13 protein-coding genes are annotated in these 16,742 nt (G+C 74.3%); 9 read left to right on the top strand and 4 right to left on the bottom strand.

The features are described 5' to 3' along the window. Positions 1 to 5: 5 nt before the first annotated feature. Positions 6 to 713 carry a GntR family transcriptional regulator gene (locus ABD774_RS12930; RefSeq protein WP_345041816.1) on the bottom strand — a complete coding sequence of 236 codons (708 nt, stop codon included), beginning with the start codon at positions 711 to 713 and terminating at the stop codon, positions 6 to 8. An 83-nt stretch (positions 714 to 796) separates the two neighbouring features. Between ABD774_RS12930 and ABD774_RS12925 the strand changes: the two genes are divergently transcribed. The 4 genes from ABD774_RS12925 (at position 797) to ABD774_RS12910 (ending at position 5,530) form a co-directional block, all read left to right on the top strand. After that, positions 797 to 1,783, top strand: coding sequence for a sugar phosphate isomerase/epimerase family protein (locus ABD774_RS12925; protein ID WP_345041814.1), 987 nt, complete (start codon positions 797 to 799; stop codon positions 1,781 to 1,783). A 134-nt stretch (positions 1,784 to 1,917) separates the two neighbouring features. Next, complete coding sequence (locus ABD774_RS12920) at positions 1,918 to 3,642, top strand: dihydroxyacetone kinase family protein (protein WP_345041812.1); 1,725 nt, start codon at positions 1,918 to 1,920, stop codon at positions 3,640 to 3,642. Between the two features lie 26 nt (positions 3,643 to 3,668). Next, entirely contained in the window at positions 3,669 to 4,154 is a 486-nt protein-coding gene (locus ABD774_RS12915; protein ID WP_345041809.1) for a ribose-5-phosphate isomerase, read from the top strand. Positions 4,155 to 4,213: 59 nt separating this feature from the next. Further along, entirely contained in the window at positions 4,214 to 5,530 is a 1,317-nt protein-coding gene (locus ABD774_RS12910) for a cytochrome P450 (RefSeq protein WP_345041807.1), read from the top strand. A 9-nt stretch (positions 5,531 to 5,539) separates the two neighbouring features. On the opposite strand, the gene ABD774_RS12905 is transcribed toward ABD774_RS12910, so the two are convergent. Beyond that, a complete protein-coding gene (locus ABD774_RS12905) occupies positions 5,540 to 6,529 on the bottom strand; it encodes a GlxA family transcriptional regulator (RefSeq protein WP_345041805.1) in 990 nt (329 codons plus the stop codon). Positions 6,530 to 6,622: 93 nt separating this feature from the next. Here ABD774_RS12905 and ABD774_RS12900 point away from each other — a divergent pair, with 93 nt between their 5' ends. After that, positions 6,623 to 7,210, top strand: a complete 588-nt coding sequence (locus tag ABD774_RS12900) for a hypothetical protein (RefSeq protein WP_345041803.1) — start codon at positions 6,623 to 6,625, stop codon at positions 7,208 to 7,210. 258 nt (positions 7,211 to 7,468) lie between these two features. Beyond that, entirely contained in the window at positions 7,469 to 8,668 is a 1,200-nt protein-coding gene (locus tag ABD774_RS12895) for an aminotransferase class I/II-fold pyridoxal phosphate-dependent enzyme (RefSeq protein ID WP_345041801.1), read from the top strand. A 25-nt stretch (positions 8,669 to 8,693) separates the two neighbouring features. On the opposite strand, the gene ABD774_RS12890 is transcribed toward ABD774_RS12895, so the two are convergent. Beyond that, a complete protein-coding gene (locus ABD774_RS12890; protein ID WP_345041799.1) occupies positions 8,694 to 9,284 on the bottom strand; it encodes a 4'-phosphopantetheinyl transferase family protein in 591 nt (196 codons plus the stop codon). 53 nt (positions 9,285 to 9,337) lie between these two features. Here ABD774_RS12890 and ABD774_RS12885 point away from each other — a divergent pair, with 53 nt between their 5' ends. Next, a complete protein-coding gene (locus ABD774_RS12885) occupies positions 9,338 to 11,986 on the top strand; it encodes an AMP-binding protein (protein ID WP_345041797.1) in 2,649 nt (882 codons plus the stop codon). Positions 11,987 to 12,164: 178 nt separating this feature from the next. Further along, entirely contained in the window at positions 12,165 to 13,559 is a 1,395-nt protein-coding gene (locus tag ABD774_RS12880) for an alpha/beta fold hydrolase (protein WP_345041795.1), read from the top strand. Positions 13,560 to 13,643: 84 nt separating this feature from the next. On the opposite strand, the gene ABD774_RS12875 is transcribed toward ABD774_RS12880, so the two are convergent. Continuing rightward, positions 13,644 to 14,756: an AAA family ATPase gene (locus ABD774_RS12875; protein WP_345041792.1), complete on the bottom strand. Its 1,113-nt coding sequence runs from the start codon at positions 14,754 to 14,756 to the stop codon at positions 13,644 to 13,646. Between the two features lie 488 nt (positions 14,757 to 15,244). On the opposite strand from ABD774_RS12875, the gene ABD774_RS12870 reads away from it, so the two are divergent. After that, a complete protein-coding gene (locus ABD774_RS12870) occupies positions 15,245 to 16,603 on the top strand; it encodes a cryptochrome/photolyase family protein (RefSeq protein WP_345041790.1) in 1,359 nt (452 codons plus the stop codon). Positions 16,604 to 16,742 lie beyond the last annotated feature (139 nt).

Below are 16,742 nucleotides of genomic sequence, written 5' to 3'. Positions count from 1 at the left end.
GGCGGCTACTCCGGGTTCGCGGCCTCCGCCTGCGCCCGCCCTGAGACCAGCTCGAGATGCTTGCGCATGGCCTCCACGGCGGTGGCCGGGTCGCCGCCCTCGAAGGCCGCCACGATCTCGGCGTGCTCGTGGAGTGCGTCCATCGCGTCAGTCAGCCCCACGTCCATCGTCTGGCGCATCCGGTGCACGTTCGCGCCCAGGATCGAGGCCATCTGCTGGATGAAACGGTTCCCGCACGAGCGGATGATCGCCTCGTGGAACGCCCAGTCCGCCCGGAAGCACTCGAGGATCTGGTCCTGGGTGGCCTCACGCACGCCGGCCGGTCCGTCGAGCCCGTAGCGCCGGATGACGGCCTCGTGGTCGGCGTGGACGTCCTTGAGCGACTCCACGATGCCCGGCGTCCGGACGGCCCGCTCGACCGCGGCGAGCTCGATGACCTGCCGCGCGTCGATGAGCTCCGCCATCTGACGGGCCGACAAGGGGGACGTCACCGTGTACCCCTTCAGCGCGGCCCGCGTGACCAGACCCGTGTGCTCCAGCTCGACCAGCGCCTCGCGCACCGGCGTCGGCGACACTCCGAGCTGCCGGGCGAGCGAGTCGATGCTCAGCGACTGGCCGGGAGCCAGCTGCTGCGTCATGAGCATCTCGAGCAGGGCGTCGTGGACGTCGTCCCTGAGCACCTTCCGGGTCAGGTGCGTCGTACGAGTCGCCATACGTATCCCCTCTCAAGATGTTTCATGTACTCTTCGCAACATCCTATATGCTCCAGGATCTCTGGAGACCCTAGAAGGAGACGATGTTGTCCTGGACTTCCGAGACGTGGCCCATCGGCGCCGCGCTGCTGCAGTATCCCGGCACGCTGCCGGACGGCACAAGCACCGCCATGGCCGACGACGCCGCATGGTCCGACGTGCTGCGCGAGGTCCGGCTCGCCGGCTTCGATCATGTCGACCTCACCGACACGTGGCTGGCGGTGGGCGACCTCCCCGCGGGGCGCCTGCGCTCCCTCCGCCAGCTCCTCCGGGAGGAGGGACTGGGCGTCAGTGCGATCTCCGTCTCGCGCCGCTCCGTCGTCGACCACGACCCCGTCACCGCCGCGAGCAACGTCGCCTACTCGTACCGCACGATCGACGCGGCGGTGGAGCTCGGGGTGGGCACCGTCTGCCTCGGTCTGCACCAGCCGCTCACTGCGGACCAGCAGGCCGCCATGTGGTTCTGGCACGAGCCCGGAGCCGCCGACCCGGACGACCCCGAGGTGTACCGCCACGCCGTCACGACGTTCCGGGAGCTGGGCGTGTACGCCGCCGAGCGGGGCGTGGCGCTGTCCCTCGAGATGTACGAGGACACCTATCTCGGCACGGCGGACTCCTGCGTGCGGATGGTGACGGACATCGGCCTGGAGAACGTCGGCCTCAACCCCGACGTCGGCAACCTCATCCGCCTCCACCGGCCGGTCGAGGACTGGCGCACGCAGTTCGAGAAGATGCTGCCGCACACCAACTACATGCACGTGAAGAACTACTACCGGGACTTCGACATCGCGACCGGCGCCTACTTCAGCGCGCCGGCACCGCTCGAGCTCGGCTTCATCAACTACCGGGCGGTGGTCGAGATGGCGCTCGACGCAGGGTTCGCCGGAACCTTCTGCGTCGAGCACTACGGCGGCGACGGGCTCTCCGTGGCCGCCCGCAACCGCGACTACCTGCGAACCATCCTCGCCGCCAAGCTGTCGTTGCGGAGAGAGACCGCCGCGCGCGAGCCGGAGCCCGCCCGCGTGCCGTAGGTCGGTAGGGCGCCCTCAGGACGCCATCGGCGACAGGGCCTTCGCTTCCGTTCCGGGCGAATACCGGCCTGCGCACCAATATCCAATAGGATGCATGCTGTACGACTTCGACGCGACGAAGCTAGGAGATCCCGATGACCCGCCTCTACAACGACCCCAAGCAGTTCGCCGACGAAGCGCTGACGGGCATGGTGCTGGCCCATCCCGGTCACGTGCAGCGCGTCCACGGCGGGGTGGTCCGGGCGACGTGCAGCCCGCGCGGCTCCGTCTCCGTGGTCATCGGGGGCGGGTCCGGCCACTACCCGGCGTTCGCCGGGTGGGTGGGACCCGGCCTCGCGCACGGCGCCGCCTGCGGGAACGTCTTCGCCTCGCCGTCGGCCTCGCAGGTCTGCTCGGTGGTCCGGGCGGCCGACAACGGCGGCGGCGTGCTGCTCACGTACGGCAACTACGCCGGGGACGTCCTGCACTTCGGCCAGGCGGCCGAGCGTCTCCGCGCCGAGGGCGCGGACGTGCGCACGCTGGCGGTCTCCGACGACGTCGCCTCAAACACGCCGGAGAACCACGCGGACCGGCGCGGGGTGACCGGCGACCTCGTCGTCTTCAAGGTCGCCGGCGCGGCCGCCGAACGGGGCGACGACCTCGACACCGTCGAGCGCCTCGCGCGGCGCGCCAACGAGCGGACCCGCTCGCTCGGCGTCGCGTTCAACGGCTGCACGCTCCCCGGGGCCGGCGAACCGCTCTTCAGCGTCCCGGCGGGCGAGATGAGCGTCGGCCTCGGCGTCCACGGGGAGCCGGGCGTGCGCGACGTGCCGATGGGCACCGCGGCCGAGGTCGCGGACCTGCTCGTCGACGGCGTGCTGGCCGAGGAGCCGGAGCGCGGGCACGACGGGTACGCGGGACGCGCCGTCGTCATCCTCAACGGCCTCGGCACCGTGAAGAGCGAAGAGCTCTACGTCGTCTACGGGCGCGTCGCCCAGCGGCTCGAGGAGGCCGGCATCACCCCGGTGCTGCCCGAGGTCGGCGAGCTCATGTCGTCCCTCGACATGGCCGGGCTCTCGCTGACCCTCACCTTCCTCGACCCGGAGCTCGAGGAGCTGTGGTGCGCACCGGTCGACACGATCGCCTACCGCCGTGGGGCGGTGCAGCAGCACGGACGGCGGGAGGTCACCGCCGACGTCGCCGCCGCCGACCCCATCCCCGAGGCCTCCGCGCAGTCCCGCGAGCTGGCGCAGACGATCACGGACGTCCTCGCGGTCCTGCGGGAGACGGCCGTGGCGGCGGAACCGGAGCTCGGACGCCTGGACGCGATCGCCGGTGACGGCGACCACGGGCAGGGCATGAGCTACGGGACCACGGGTGCCTGGCGCGCCGCCGCCGCCGCGCTCGCACGCGGGGCGGGTGCCCGCACGCTGCTCGTCCGGGCTGGTGAGGCATGGTCCGAGGCCGCGGGTGGCACGTCCGGCGCACTGTGGGGTGGAGCTCTGAGCGCCGTCGGCGCCGCGCTCTCCGACGACGCGCCGGCCGGGTCCGCCGACATCGTCAGGGCGGTCGAGCACGGCGGGCAGGCCATCCTGCGGCTGGGCGGCGCCGAACCGGGCGACAAGACCATGGTCGACGCGCTCGTGCCCTTCACCACCGTCCTGAGCGAACGCTTCGCGTCCGGCGAGCCGCTCCCCCGGGCCTGGACGCGGGCGGCCGAGGCGGCCAGCCACGCGGCGCGCGCCACGGCCGAGATCCCCGCACGGCGCGGCCGCTCGCGCGTGCTCGGCCAGAAGTCCGTGGGCACGCCGGACCCGGGTGCGACGTCCTTCGCCCTGCTCATGTCGGCGGTGGCGGAGTCCGGGCTGCTCGAGAACTGACCAGCAAACCAACGAGGGAGAACATCATGGGACTCAGGATCGTCGTCGGCTCGGACGACGCCGGCTTCGACTACAAGGAGGCCCTCAAGAGGGACCTCGAGGCTGACGAGCGCGTGGACGAGGTCATCGACGTGGGCGTCGGCGCCGACGAGCACACCGCCTACCCGCACGTCGGCGTCGCCGCCGGCCGCACGATCGCCGAGGGGCGGGCCGACCGCGCGCTGCTGGTCTGCGGCACGGGCATCGGCGTGGCGATGGCCGCCAGCACGGTGCCCGGCATCCGGGCCTCGGTCGCTCACGACTCCTTCTCGGTGGAGCGCCTGGTCAAGTCCAACAACGCCCAGGTGCTGACCTTCGGCCAGCGGGTGATCGGGCTCGAGCTGGCGCGCAAGCTGGCTCAGGAGTGGCTGGGTCACGGGTTCGACGAGTCGTCTGCGTCGGCCCAGAAGGTCGCGCTCCTCTCCGAGTACGAGGCGGCGCCCGCCACCGAGAGCGAGCCGGTCGGCCGTTGACGCCCACCTGACGGTCTGGGGGCCGGAGTCGGCGCCGTCCCTCGCGCTACCGTGAGCACGTGCGCACGGTGGCCGACCTGCCCGGCCCAGCCGCGTCGCCGCTCGTCGGCAGCGCGCTGCAGCTCCGCCGCGACCGGCTCGGCTTCCTGACCCGGTGCGCCCGCGAGCACGGGGACGCCGCCGCGTTCCGCGTGGGCGGCTCCGCCGTCGTCCTGCTCTCCCACCCCGACGCGATCCGTGAGCTGCTGACCGTCCGACAGCACGACGTCGGCAAGAGCCCCGTCCTGCAGCGCGCGCGGGCCGTGCTCGGCGACGGGCTGCTCACCAGCGAGGGGGACGTGCACCTGCACGACCGGCGGCTGCTGCAGACCGCGTTCAGCCGGCAGCGCGTCGCACGGTACGCCGAGGAGATGGTCGACGTCGCGGCCGACGTCGTCGGCTGCTGGGTACCCGGCCGGCCGCTCGACCTGCACGCCCAGACGGTCAGGACCACGCTCACCGTGGCGGGCCGGACGCTGTTCGGCACGCGCCTGGACCAGGACGTGGAGCTCGTGGCCGCCGCCGTGCGGGACGTGCTCTCGGCCTACCCGGTCCTGATGCTGCCGTTGGGCCGCGTCCTGGTCCGCCTGCCGCCCGCCCGTTGGCGCGTCCGCCGGGGCACCGCGGCGCTCGACGCGCTCACCGCCCGGCTCGTCGGCGAGCGCACAGGGGGCGGGCCGGGGCGGGACGACCTGCTCTCGCTGCTGCTGGAGGACTCCGCCCCGCGCCACGCGCGCGACCAGGTAGTCACCATGCTGCTCGCCGGGCACGAGACCACCGCGAGCGCGCTGGCGTTCGCCGGTCACCTCCTGGCCGCCCACCCGTCGGTGCAGGACCGCGTCTCCGCGGAGGTGCGGGAGGCGTGCGACGGGCGCGGAGTGCCGTCGGTCGACGACCTCGAACGCCTTCCGCTCACCCGGGCCGTGCTGGCCGAGGCGCTCCGGCTGTACCCGCCGGCGTGGACCATGGGGCGCCAGGCGCGGGTGACGACCGCCATCGGCGACGTCGAGATCCCGGCCGGCACGGTCCTGCTCGCCTCGCAGTGGGTGGTCCACCGCGACGCTCGCTGGTGGCCGGACCCCACGGCCTTCGACCCGGACCGGTTCCTGGGGCAGGCGCCGGAGCGGCCGCGGTTCGCGTACTTCCCGTTCGGGGGCGGGACCCGGCAGTGCATCGGCGAGTCCTTCGCCTGGACCGAGGGTGTCCTGACGCTCGCCACCGTCCTGGCGCGCTGGCGGCTCCGGCCGGTGCCGGACCGTCCGCTGACCCCCGACCCGCTCCTGACGCTGCGCCCGCGCGACGGCTCCTGGGTGGTGCCCGAGCCGCGGCCGGACTAGCCCGCAGAGTCAGGACGCCTGGCGGACCTGCCTGCGGTACCGGGCGGGCGGCACGCCGAACTCGGCGAGGAAGGCCTGCCGCAGCGTCTCGGCCGTGCCGAGGCCGCACCGGCGCGCGACCGTGGCGACCGGCAGGTCGGTGCGGGCGATCAGGTGCGCGGCGGCCTCGGTCCGGGCCCGGCGGACGTAGCGCGCCGGCGTCCGGCCCGTGTGCTCGACGAACAGCCGGGTGAGCTGACGCGGGCTGATCCCGACCTCGGAGGCGATGAGGTGCGTCGACAGCGGCTGGTCCAGGTGGGCGGTGACGAGCGCGGTGGCCGCTCGCACGGCGTCGCGGCGCGGGTCCGGGCCCGCGGTGAACATGCTCATCTGCGCCTGGTCGCCCGGCCGCTGGAGATAGGTGACCAGACCGCGTGCCACCCGGTGGGCGAGGGCCGGGCCGTGGTCCTCCTCGACCAGCGCCAGGGTGAGGTCGAGGGCGCTGGTCACGCCGGCGGAGGTCCAGACGTTGCCGTCACGCAGGTAGATCGGGACCGGGTCGACATGCACCTGCGGGTACTGCTCGGCGAGCCGGTCGGCGTAGCGCCAGTGCGTGGTGACCCGCCGGCCGTCGAGCAGCCCGGTGGCGGCGAGGACGGTGGCACCCGTGCACACCGACGCGACGCGCCGGCTCACCGCGCTCAGCCGGCGGACGTGCCCGACGACGAGCGGGTCGGCCGCCGCCCGTTCGTGACCGAGCCCGCCCGCGACGAGCACGGTGTCGAGCGGCTCGGTCCACCGCTGCAGCGATCCCTGGCCGCCGAGCACCAGGCCGGAGTCGCAGGTGATGGCCGCCCCGCCCGGCGTGAGGAGCACCGTGCGGTAGGGCGGCAGACCCCCGAGCTGCGTGGCGAGGTGAAGCGTCGAGGTCACGCACGAGACGTCGAGCAGCTCCGCTCCGTCGTACGCCACGACGGCGACGACTCGCTCCATCGACGACCACCCCAGCCTTCTGGACATGCGCAGCAGAGTTCCCGCCAGGACGACGGTACCCCCATGGGGTATCGACGCGGAACTGGCCACCATCGTGGTGACCGCATAGATCGGAGAACCATGAACGCCCTGCCTGCACACGCCACCGGCACCCTCAACCACGACGAGCCGCCCCGCTGGCACGCCGCCGCCCACCGGTGGCCGGCCGTCGTCGGGCTCGCCGCCGCCGCCCTGGTCCTCGTCGGGACTCCGGACCGCGAGGTCCCGGCTCTCGTCGTCGGCGTCGCCGCCCTCTGCTACCTCGGTGCCGCTGCCCTGGGGCGGCCGTGGGTGGCCTGGGCTCTCGTCCCTGCCCTCGCCGCCCTGGTGACCGTCGCGGAGCTCCTCGGCGTCGCATGGTGGGCCGCGGTGGCCGGCGCCGCCGTCGTCCTGCTCGTCGCGGGTGTGCTGCGCGGGGCGCCGCGCGCGCCGCTGTCCGCCCAGAGCGCGGCGCTCCTGGGGTTCGGGGGGCTGGCGGCGGTGGCGCTGCTTCTCGACGCGCCGAGGATCGGGCTGGCCCTCGCCGGTCTCACGCTCGCGACTCACGCCGTCTGGGACGCCGTCCACCTCCGCCGTCGCCAGGTGGTTCCCCGGTCGCTCGCGGAAGCGTGCCTCTTCCTCGACGTCCCGGCGGGCGTGGGCTTCGTCGCCCTGGCGCTGGCGGGCTGACCCGCCGTCGGCGACAGCGGTGCACCGTCCGTGCTCCCCCGCTGTCGGTGACGCCCGGCCGCCCCAGACGGTTCACCGCGCTGGGTGCGAGCGCACGCCGGGTCGAAGCTTGCGGTTCACACGTCTGCCCGCCGCAGGCGTGGGGCGGAAGGTCCTGGTGCGGCCGGCACCCGGGGCCACGAAAACCCTGTACTCCGCGTTCGTCCGGGCGCGTCGCGAGCGGATGATGGAGGTGTTCGTCGGACGAGGAGGTCCCCCATGGCGCTCACACGAACAGAAGTGTCGACCCGGGCCCGGGCCGCCGTCGGCGAGATCGAGGCGGTCACGGCGTTCTTCGCATCGCTGCGGGAGATGGAGGGCCGCGACGACGTCCTCGACCTCACGTTCGGCAACCCCCACGAGATGCCGCTCGACGGTCTTGTCAGAGCCATCACGGCGCACGTGGTGCCGCAGACGGTGGACTGGTTCGCCTACAAGGCCAACGAGAACGAGCCGCGGGAGGTCATCGCAGCCGCGCTGAGCTCGGAGCTGGGGCTTGGCTTCGCCCCCGAGGACGTCGCGCTCACCCAGGGCGCGTTCGGGGCGATCGCGCTGGCGCTGCGGCTGGTGGGCGACGCCGGCGACGAGGTGATCCTGCCGACGCCCGGGTGGTTCTGCTACGCACCGATGCTCCGCCTCGTGGACATGGTGCCGGTGAAGGCCCCGCTCGCCCCGGAGACGTACGACCTCGACCTCGCGGCCGTCGAGCGGGCGATCACGCCGCGCACGCGGTTCGTCGTCGTGAACTCCCCCGCCAACCCCACGGGCCGGGTCTACCCGCGGGAGCAGCTCGACGCGCTCGCCGACCTCCTGGAGGCCGCGTCCGCGCGGAACAGGCGCCGGATCTGGCTGCTGTCGGACGAGCCGTACCGGCGGATCCGGTTCGACGGCGTCCCCTTCGTCAGCCCGGCCGCCTGCTACCCCTGGACGCTCGTCGACTACAGCTACGGCAAGGTGCTGCTCGCGCCGGGGCAGCGCCTGGGCTACCTCGCGCTGTCGCCGCTGCTGCCGGTGCCCGAGCGCGAGGCGTTGCGAGAGGCCCTGATGCCGGTCCAGCTGGCGATGGGCTGGGGCTTCCCGGACGCGATCATGCAGTACGCCGTCGCGGACCTCGAGGACGTCTCGATCGACCTCGGCGAGCTGACCCGCAAGCGCGACCGCATGCTCGGGGCGCTCCGGAGCTCGGGGTACCGGATCGGCCGGCCGGAGGGGACCTTCTACCTCTGGGGCGACGCCCCCGGGGGCGACGCGGCCCGTTTCGTCGCCGCCCTCGCCGAGCGCGGCGTCTACGTGATGCCCGGGACGCTGTTCGACCGGCCGGAGCACTTCCGCATCAGCCTCACGGCGACGATGGACACGATCGAACGGGCGCTGCCGGCGTTCGACGACGTCGCGGCCAGGCTGGTCACATCGAGCTGAGCCGGCCGAGCCCCCGAGGTGCTCCTCACGCGGCCGTCCGGTCGCCGGGCCACCGGTGGCACGCGTGCAGACCGTCGGACTCACCGAGCATGGCCAGCGCGGCGGCGTAGCCGGCCAGCGGTGGCCGCAGGTCGACCGTCGCCGCGGCCACCGCGTCCGCCGTCCACCGCGCCGCCGCATGGCCGTCGCGCCGAGCGGTGGTCGTGGCCTTGAACGCCGCCTCGCGTCGCACCCAGTCCCGGCCGGCGTCGGGACCGGGCAGGTCGGACTCCCGCTGGACGTCGACGCCGACCGGCCCGTGCCCGCTCAGGGCGACGACGACGAGCAGGCCGGAGTGGGAGACCGACACCCACGGCACTGCCGTGCCGGGCCGGACGATCCGCGGCGCTCCGTGGGGCGCGCCGCACTCGGTGCAGGTGCGGTCGACCACCACCTGAGCCGGGTCCGTGCCCAGACGGGCGGCGACCGCCGCGCGCAGCAGGGCCGCGCCGAGCAACGACCGGCCACGGTCGGCCGGACGCTCGAGCGACTCCACCCGCGCCCGCTCGGTGTCGTCGAGCACGGCAAGCAGGTCCCGGTCCGCCGCGGCGAGGGAGGACCACCACACCTCGGCCACCCGATTACCTCCTGCTTGTATGTCCTATATAGGTAAGGCTAGCCTCACCTGCCGTGGCAACTCTGACGACCTCGGTCTCCCCACGCCCCGGCAGCACGCTGCTGCTGCCGGCGGACGCGGGGATGCGCGGGCAACCCGCTCTGCTCACCGCTTCGGGCGACGTCGTCACGTACGAGGAGCTGGGTGCCCGGGTCGCGGACGTCGCCGGCCGGCTCCCCGACGTCGCCCGGGGCCGGCGGCTCGTGCACCTGCCGCTGCGCGCTGACCTCGACAGCGTGATGGCGTACCTGGCCACCCTCGAGGCGGGTCACGTCGCGCTCGTGACCGACGACGACGACCGCACGGCCGCCATAGTCGATCGTTACCGGCCCGACGTCAGGGCGACCGGTGACCCGGCATCGCCGTTCGAGGTGACGGCGCCGGACGCCCGTCACCTCCTGCACCCCGACCTCGCGCTGCTGCTGAGCACGTCCGGCAGCACCGGGTCGCCCAAGCTGGTGCGGCTGTCCCGCACGAACCTCCTCAGCAACGCCGCCGCGATCGCCGAGGCGCTGCGGATCACCGGCGCCGACCGCGCGATCACCAGCCTGCCGCTGCACTACTGCTTCGGGCTGTCCGTCCTTCACTCCCACCTGGTGGCCGGCGCATCGGTGCTGCTGCATGACGGCTCCGTCCTGGACGAGTCGCTGTGGGACGTCGTGGACGAGCGCCGGGTCACGACGCTGGCGGTCGTGCCGCACATGGTGGAGCTCATGGAGTCCACCGGCGTGCTCGGGCGGCCGCACCCCTCGCTGCGCCTGGTGGCCCAGGCGGGGGGCCGGATGCACCCCGACCGCGTGGCTCGCACCGCCGCCCTGGGCCGTGAGAACGGTTGGGATCTGGCCGTGATGTACGGGCAGACCGAGGCCACGGCCCGGATCTGCGTGCTCGACCCCGCGCTGGTCGCCGACCACCCGGACGCCGTGGGGCGCCCCGTGGCCGGGACCTCCGTCGAGCTCGACACCTCCGTGCCCGAGGCCGCCGGCGGCTCCGGGGAGGTGGTCGTGCGCGGCCCCGGCGTGATGATGGGCTACGCCGAGCATCTGGACGACCTGGCCCTGGGCGCCATGCTGACCGAGCTGCGCACGGGCGACCTGGGCCGGGTGGGGCCGGACGGCCTCCTGCGTCTGGACGGGCGTCGTTCCGGGTTCGTCAAGGTGATGGGGCTGCGCGTCGACCTCGCGACGGTCGAGCGGGCCCTCGAGTCCGCGGGCCTGAGCGCGTGCGTGGGCGGTGACGACACGGGCCTCACCGTGGCGGTCGAGCCGGAGCCGGGCACGAGCGCCACGGAGACCGCCGGCCGGGCGCGACGCCTCGCCGGCGAGGCTTCCGGCCTTGGCCCGGCGCCGGTGGCGGTCGCCGTCGTGGAGCTGCCTCGCCTGGGTAACGGCAAGGTCGACCGCCTCGGCTGTGCCGCGCTGGCGCGTGGCGGCTCGCCCGACGCCTGCGAGGAGGCACGGCTGCGCACCGCCGAGGCGGTCGGCGCCAGCCCCTCGCTCGCCGTGCGCGTGGCCCGCACCGTCGGCGACGTGCTCGGCACGGACGCCGTCGACCTGGAGCGCACCTTCGTGGAGGAGGGCGGCGACTCCCTCAGTCACGTGCAGGCCTCGGTCCGGCTCGAGGGCCTCGTCGGCCCGCTCCCCCGCGGCTGGCACCACCGCCCCCTTCTGGAGCTCGTGGAGCTGGGGCGTTCGCGCCACGCCGGCTCCCCGCCCGAGGGCGAGCCGGCGCACCGCACCGGTGCCCGTGCCGACCGGCCCGAGCGGCAGTGGTGGCGGACCGTGGAGAGCTCGGTGCTGCTGCGCGCGATCGCCGTGGTGATCATCTGCGGCTCGCACGCCGACCTCTTCCGCGTCCTGGGGGGCGCGCACACCCTCCTCGCGGTGGCGGGCTTCAACGCCGCCCGTTTCGGTCTGTCCGCCCCGACGGCGACCGGTCGCTGGCGCTCGACCGCCCGCCTCCTCGTGGGGGTCGCGGTCCCCACCATGGCGGTCGCCCTGTTCGGTCTGGTGACGCAGGACCGGTACGGGTGGGCCAACGTCGCCCTGGCCAACTGGATGCTCGGGGACGTCACCTACGGGTTCCGCAACGAGCTGTGGTTCGTCGACGCGCTCGTCGCGTGCACGCTGGTGCTCACCGCCGTCCTGTCGGTCCCGGCGGTGTCCCGCGCCTGGCTCCGCGACCCCTGGCGCGTCGCGGCCGCCGTCGCGGTCCTCGCGCTGGTGCCGCGCTTCACGGTCCTCCACCTCGGGGAGGGCGTGCTGCGCGGGATCATGCCGACCACGTTCTGGCTGTTCGCGGTCGGGGCGGCGGTGGCGCACGCCGACACTCGCCTGCGCCGCCTGGTGACCCTTGCCGTCGCCGTGGTGGGCGGAGCGACGTTCTTCCCGGACGACCCCGTGCGCAACGCCACCGTCCTGACGGGCATCGCGGTCTTGGCGTTCCTGCCGGAGGTACGTGTCCCCGCGCGGCTGGTTCCTCTGATCGGCCTCCTCGCGGCCGCCTCGCTCTACGTCTACCTCGTCCAGTTCCAGGTCCTCGGCCTCATCGCCAGCCCGCTGGGCGCCACCGTCGCGGCCGTCGCCGCCGGCTGCCTGCTGTGGCGTCTGGCTGACCGCCCGGTGCGGCGCCTGCAGGACCTGGTGCCCCGGTCGGCCCGGTGAGACGGGAGACCCGGCTCCGCTCCGCCGTCGGGCCGTCCTCGCCGCCCCGCTGACCCAGGGGTGCGCCAGCGCCGAGGCTCGACCAGGCGTCGTGGACGCCTCGCCGAACCCCCTGGCGCCACCGGCGGTCAGAGGTCACGCTGGCAGCATCGAGGACACGCCCGTCCCGGGAGCCGTCATGCGAACAGATGCCGACCGCGAGCTCGTCCGTGACGACGGCGGCGCGCACCACCGGTCGCCCTCCTCCGACGGGCGTGACGGCGCGGGCGCCCGCGGGGTCCGCCGGATCGTCGTGGGCTCCCTGCTGGCCGGACCGGTCCTCGCCGGCGTCCTGACCATGGTCGCCTTCGGCGGGGCGGACGAGCCCGTCATCACCGGGGCGGCGCTGCTGGGCCTCGGGCTCGGCTGGGCCCTGCTGGCGGTCCTGTCCGTGCGGATGACCGACCACCCTCAGCGCTGGGCCCTGGTCCCGGCCGCCGCCATGACGGCGACCGGTCTGGCCCTGATCATCCTCGCGCCCGGCAACCGCGGTCTCACCATGGCGGGGTGGGTCTGGCCCCCTGTCCTGCTTGCCCTGGCCGTCTGGGTGAGCGTGCGTGTGCGCCGCTCGACACCCGCTCGAGGCGGCCGGTGGGCCCTCTACCCCGTCGCGGTCCTCATGGCCGCTGCCGCCGCGGGGGGCATGGTCACCACGATCGGCGTGGCGTCCGCCGGCCGCGGCGACCCGGCGCCCGGGACGACCTACGACGTGGGCGGCCACCGGCTCCACCTGCACTGCACCGGGTCTGGCAGCCCCACCGTCGTGCTGCAGAGCGGCCAGGGGGAGTTCTCCCCGCACTGGAGCCTCGTCGCGCCGGCCGTCAGCCGCACCACCCGGGTGTGCGCCTACGACCGCGCCGGGCAGGGCTGGAGCGACGACGTGCCACGGGCGCAGGACGGGTTCCAGGCGGCCGCCGATCTGGACACGCTGCTCGACGCCGCCGGCGAGGCCGGGCCGTACGTGCTCGCCGGCCACTCGATCGGCGGCGCACACTCCATGGCCTTCGCCGCCCGGTATCCCGAGCAGGTCGCGGGAGTGGTTCTGCTCGACGCGTCCAACCTCTACGCGACTCCGGCCGGCGGCGTCTCCCCGGGCCTCGACACTCTCGGCCCGATCGCGCTGCTGCCCAGCGCGGCACGCCTGGGGCTGGGCTACCTCCTGCCGGGCTCCGAGACCGACCTGCCCGAGGGAGCGGCGCGACAGGCGGAGGCGTTCGCGGCGAGCCCCCGGGGCTGGCGCAACTACCGCGACGACTTCGCCACCATGCCCGCGCTGTTCAGCCAGGCCCAGCAGCTGACCACCCTCGGCAGCATGCCGCTCGTCGTCCTCACCAGCACCGGGGAGCAGCACGCCGAGGGCTTCGCTGACGCCCACGACCGGATGATGTCGCTGTCCACCGCCAGCAGCCACCGCTTCACGGAAGCGACGCACGCCGGCGTGCTCGACGACCGGCGTGGTGCCGGCGCGTCGGCACGCGCCATCACCGACGTCGTCACCGCTGTCCGCACAGGTGAGCATCTCCCGCCGGACTGAACCCGGACTCGCCGCCGGTCCCGCCTCCGGAGCTCCCGCCTCGCACCGGCGCCCGGCCTCCGGGCGCCGCAGATCCGCGCAGGCTCACTCGTCCCAGCCCGCGGCCACCGCGCTCGCAGCTGGCCCGGAGGCGGGTACGACGCCGGGAAAGGTCGCGAACTCGGGACCGGCGCCAGACGCCCGCCCCCGACGGTCGGCCGGGCCGGCACCGCCCAGCAGGACGCGGGTGAGGGCGCCGCCGTCCGCCATCATCTCCTCCAGCGACGTACGAAGGTCGTCGTCGCTGACCTCTCCCTGGCGCTCCACCGCACGGAGCACCGACCGGCGGACGAGCTCCTTGGCGAACGAGGCGGTCGTGCCTTCGGCGCCCACCGCGACCTCGTCGAGGACGTCCGGGCCGAACGGCAGCTCCGCGGCGTAGAGGTCCAGCAGCGCGCGCCGGGCCCGCGCGTCGGGCAGCGGGATCTCGACGGCGAGGTCGACGCGGCCGGGCCGCTGCGCGAGCGCCGGCTCCAGCACGTCCGCCCGGTTCGTGGTGAGGAGGAAGACGACGTCGCAGTCGGCGGCGAGGCCGTCGAGCGCGTCCAGCACCTCGAAGAGCAGCGGCGAGGAGGAGAAGTGGCCGCGCTCCTCGGCGACGAGGTCGCAGTCCTCGAGCACGACGATCGCCGGCTGCAGCGCACGGGCGGTGTCCGCCGCCTGGGTGACGAGCTGCAGCGAGAGGCCGGACAGCAGGATGACCGTCGAGTCCTGGGCCGCGCCGACGAGGTGGCGCACCGTGTGGGTCTTGCCCGTGCCGGGCGGGCCGTAGAGCAGCACGCCGCGCTTGAGGTGCTGCCCGGCCGCAGCGAGCTCGGCGCGGTGCCGGCCGATGCCGAGCACGTGCCGCTCCACCCGGGCGAGCAGGCCCTCGGGGAGGACGACCTCCGCGGCGGACACCGTCGGCCGCCGGACGAACGTGACCCCGCCCGCGCCCGGCTCGTAGTGCGAGGTCGTGAAGGTGACCACCTGCCCGCGCAGCACGCTGTGCACGTTCATCGCCTCGCGGATCTCGGCGAGGACACCGGCCGCCACGCCGTCGGCGGCCGCGAGGACCTCGAGCTGCGGCGCGCTCCCGAACTGCGGCCGGCCGCTGGAGAAGAACGACGGGGACGCCGTCGCAGCGGAAGAGGTGCAGCCCGTAGCTGACGGTCGCACGCTCCTCGTCGGGACCGGTCGCGACCGTGGTGTAGTCGACCGGCCCGAGCGGGAACTGCCCCCACTGCCCGGCGACCTGCAGGATCTCCGACAGCCCGTTGTGCCAACGCTGGTCCCCGCCGCCGACACCCAGCAGCGCGCCGCCGCCGTGGCCGGCGACCACGCGCTCGATCGCGACGTCGGCGTCCGCGATCCGGAGCGGGCTGACCATCTCGGTCAGCACCGCGAGGCTGCGTGGGTCCACGCCGAGATGGGCCTCGAGGGCGGGCAGCAGCGGTTCGCGCCCTCGGGCGTGGTCGGCCTCCGCCTGCCGCTGCGCCAGCTGGCTCAGGCTCTGGAACGAGCGGAGGAAGGACGCGACGTCGGATTCGGACGCTTCGAGACCCATGGCCGGATCCTGCCAGTCCGGCTCGGCCAGGCGCAGCGGTATGGGCGCGGGTGTGTGCGCCGACGAGCGGAGCGATCACCGGGCCCGGAGGATGGCGGTCATGACCGCGCTCCTGTGGCTCCGCCGGGATCTCCGGCTGCACGACCTTCCGGCGCTGGTCGCGGCGCACGAGGCGGGCGGCGACGTCCTGCCGGTGTTCGTCGCGGACCCGACGCTGCTGGCCTCGGCGGGCCCGGTGCGCCGGGCCCACCTGTCCGCGGCCCTGGCTGCCGCCCGGGAGTCCTTCGACGGCGCGCTGGTGGTGCGCGTGGGCCGTCCGGAGGCCGAGATCCCGGGCCTGGTGCGGGAGGTCGGAGCCGCGAGCGTCCACGTGAGCCGGGAGAGCACGCCGTACGGGCGGCGCCGCGACCGCCGCGTCGAACGCGCTCTGGGCGACGTCCCGCTCGTGGCGACGGGCACGCCCTACGCCGTCGGGCCCGGGGTGGTGCGCAAGGCCGACGGCGAGCCGTTCCGGGTGTTCACGCCGTTCTCCCGCGCCTGGCAGGAGCACGGCTGGCCCTCCCCTGCGCCGGTCCCCGCCCGCGTGGCGTGGCGCCGGACCGTCGAGTCGGCTCCGCTGCCGTGGGACAAGGACCCGGCCACCGCCGTCGTGCCCACCGGTGAGGACGCGGCCCTGGCCCGGTGGGAGGAGTTCCTCGAGCAGGACCTCGCCGACTACGACCGCACCCGCGACCGCCCGGACCTGAACGCCACGTCCCAGATGTCCGTGCACCTCAAGTACGGCACGATCCACCCGCGCACGATGCTCGCCGACGTCGCCGCCCACCCCGCCGGGCGGTCGAAGGGGGCGCAGCGGTTCGTGGCCGAGCTGTGCTGGCGAGAGTTCTACGCCGACGTGCTCTGGCACCGCCCGGACTCCGCCTGGGCGGACCTGCGCGAGGACCTGCGCGGCATGGACTACGAGGACGCGGCGGGCGCCGCGGCGGACCACGTCCGGGCGTGGGAGCAGGGGCGGACGGGATATCCCTTCGTCGACGCCGGCATGCGGCAGCTCCTCACCGAGGGGTGGATCCACAACCGCGTGCGCATGGTCGTGGCGAGCTTCCTCCTCAAGGACCTGCACGTCTGGTGGCCCCACGGCGCGCGGTACTTCCTCGAGCATCTCCGCGACGGCGACGTCGCCTCGAACAACCACGGCTGGCAGTGGGTGGCGGGCACCGGCACGGACGCCGCGCCTTACTTCCGGGTGTTCAACCCGGTCACCCAGGGCCAGCGCTACGACCCCGACGGGGAGTACGTCCGCCGGTACGTGCCCGAGCTCGCTCACATCCCCGGCGCCGCGGTGCACGAGCCGTGGCGGGTGCCCGACGGTCTCACCCGCGGGTATCCCGACCGGATCGTCGATCACGCGGAGGAGCGGGCCGAGGCGCTCCGGCGCTACGAGGCCGCGCGGCGGTGAGCGACGGAACGAGTTCGACTATCGGCTTCCCTGTGACCGGCGTCCGCTCGCCTCAGACAGGGCGCACACCCCGTAGCCCCGTGCGAGGGCTTGTCGGGGGTAGCGCTCGGTTTTTACACTGATGGCGGCAGTGACTCAT

This window comes from Georgenia daeguensis (assembly GCF_039537705.1).
GTDB classification, from domain to species: Bacteria; Actinomycetota; Actinomycetes; order Actinomycetales; family Actinomycetaceae; genus Georgenia; species Georgenia daeguensis.
Note: the sequence above shows the minus strand (reverse complement) of the source record. Positions and strands in the feature narration are given on the sequence as shown.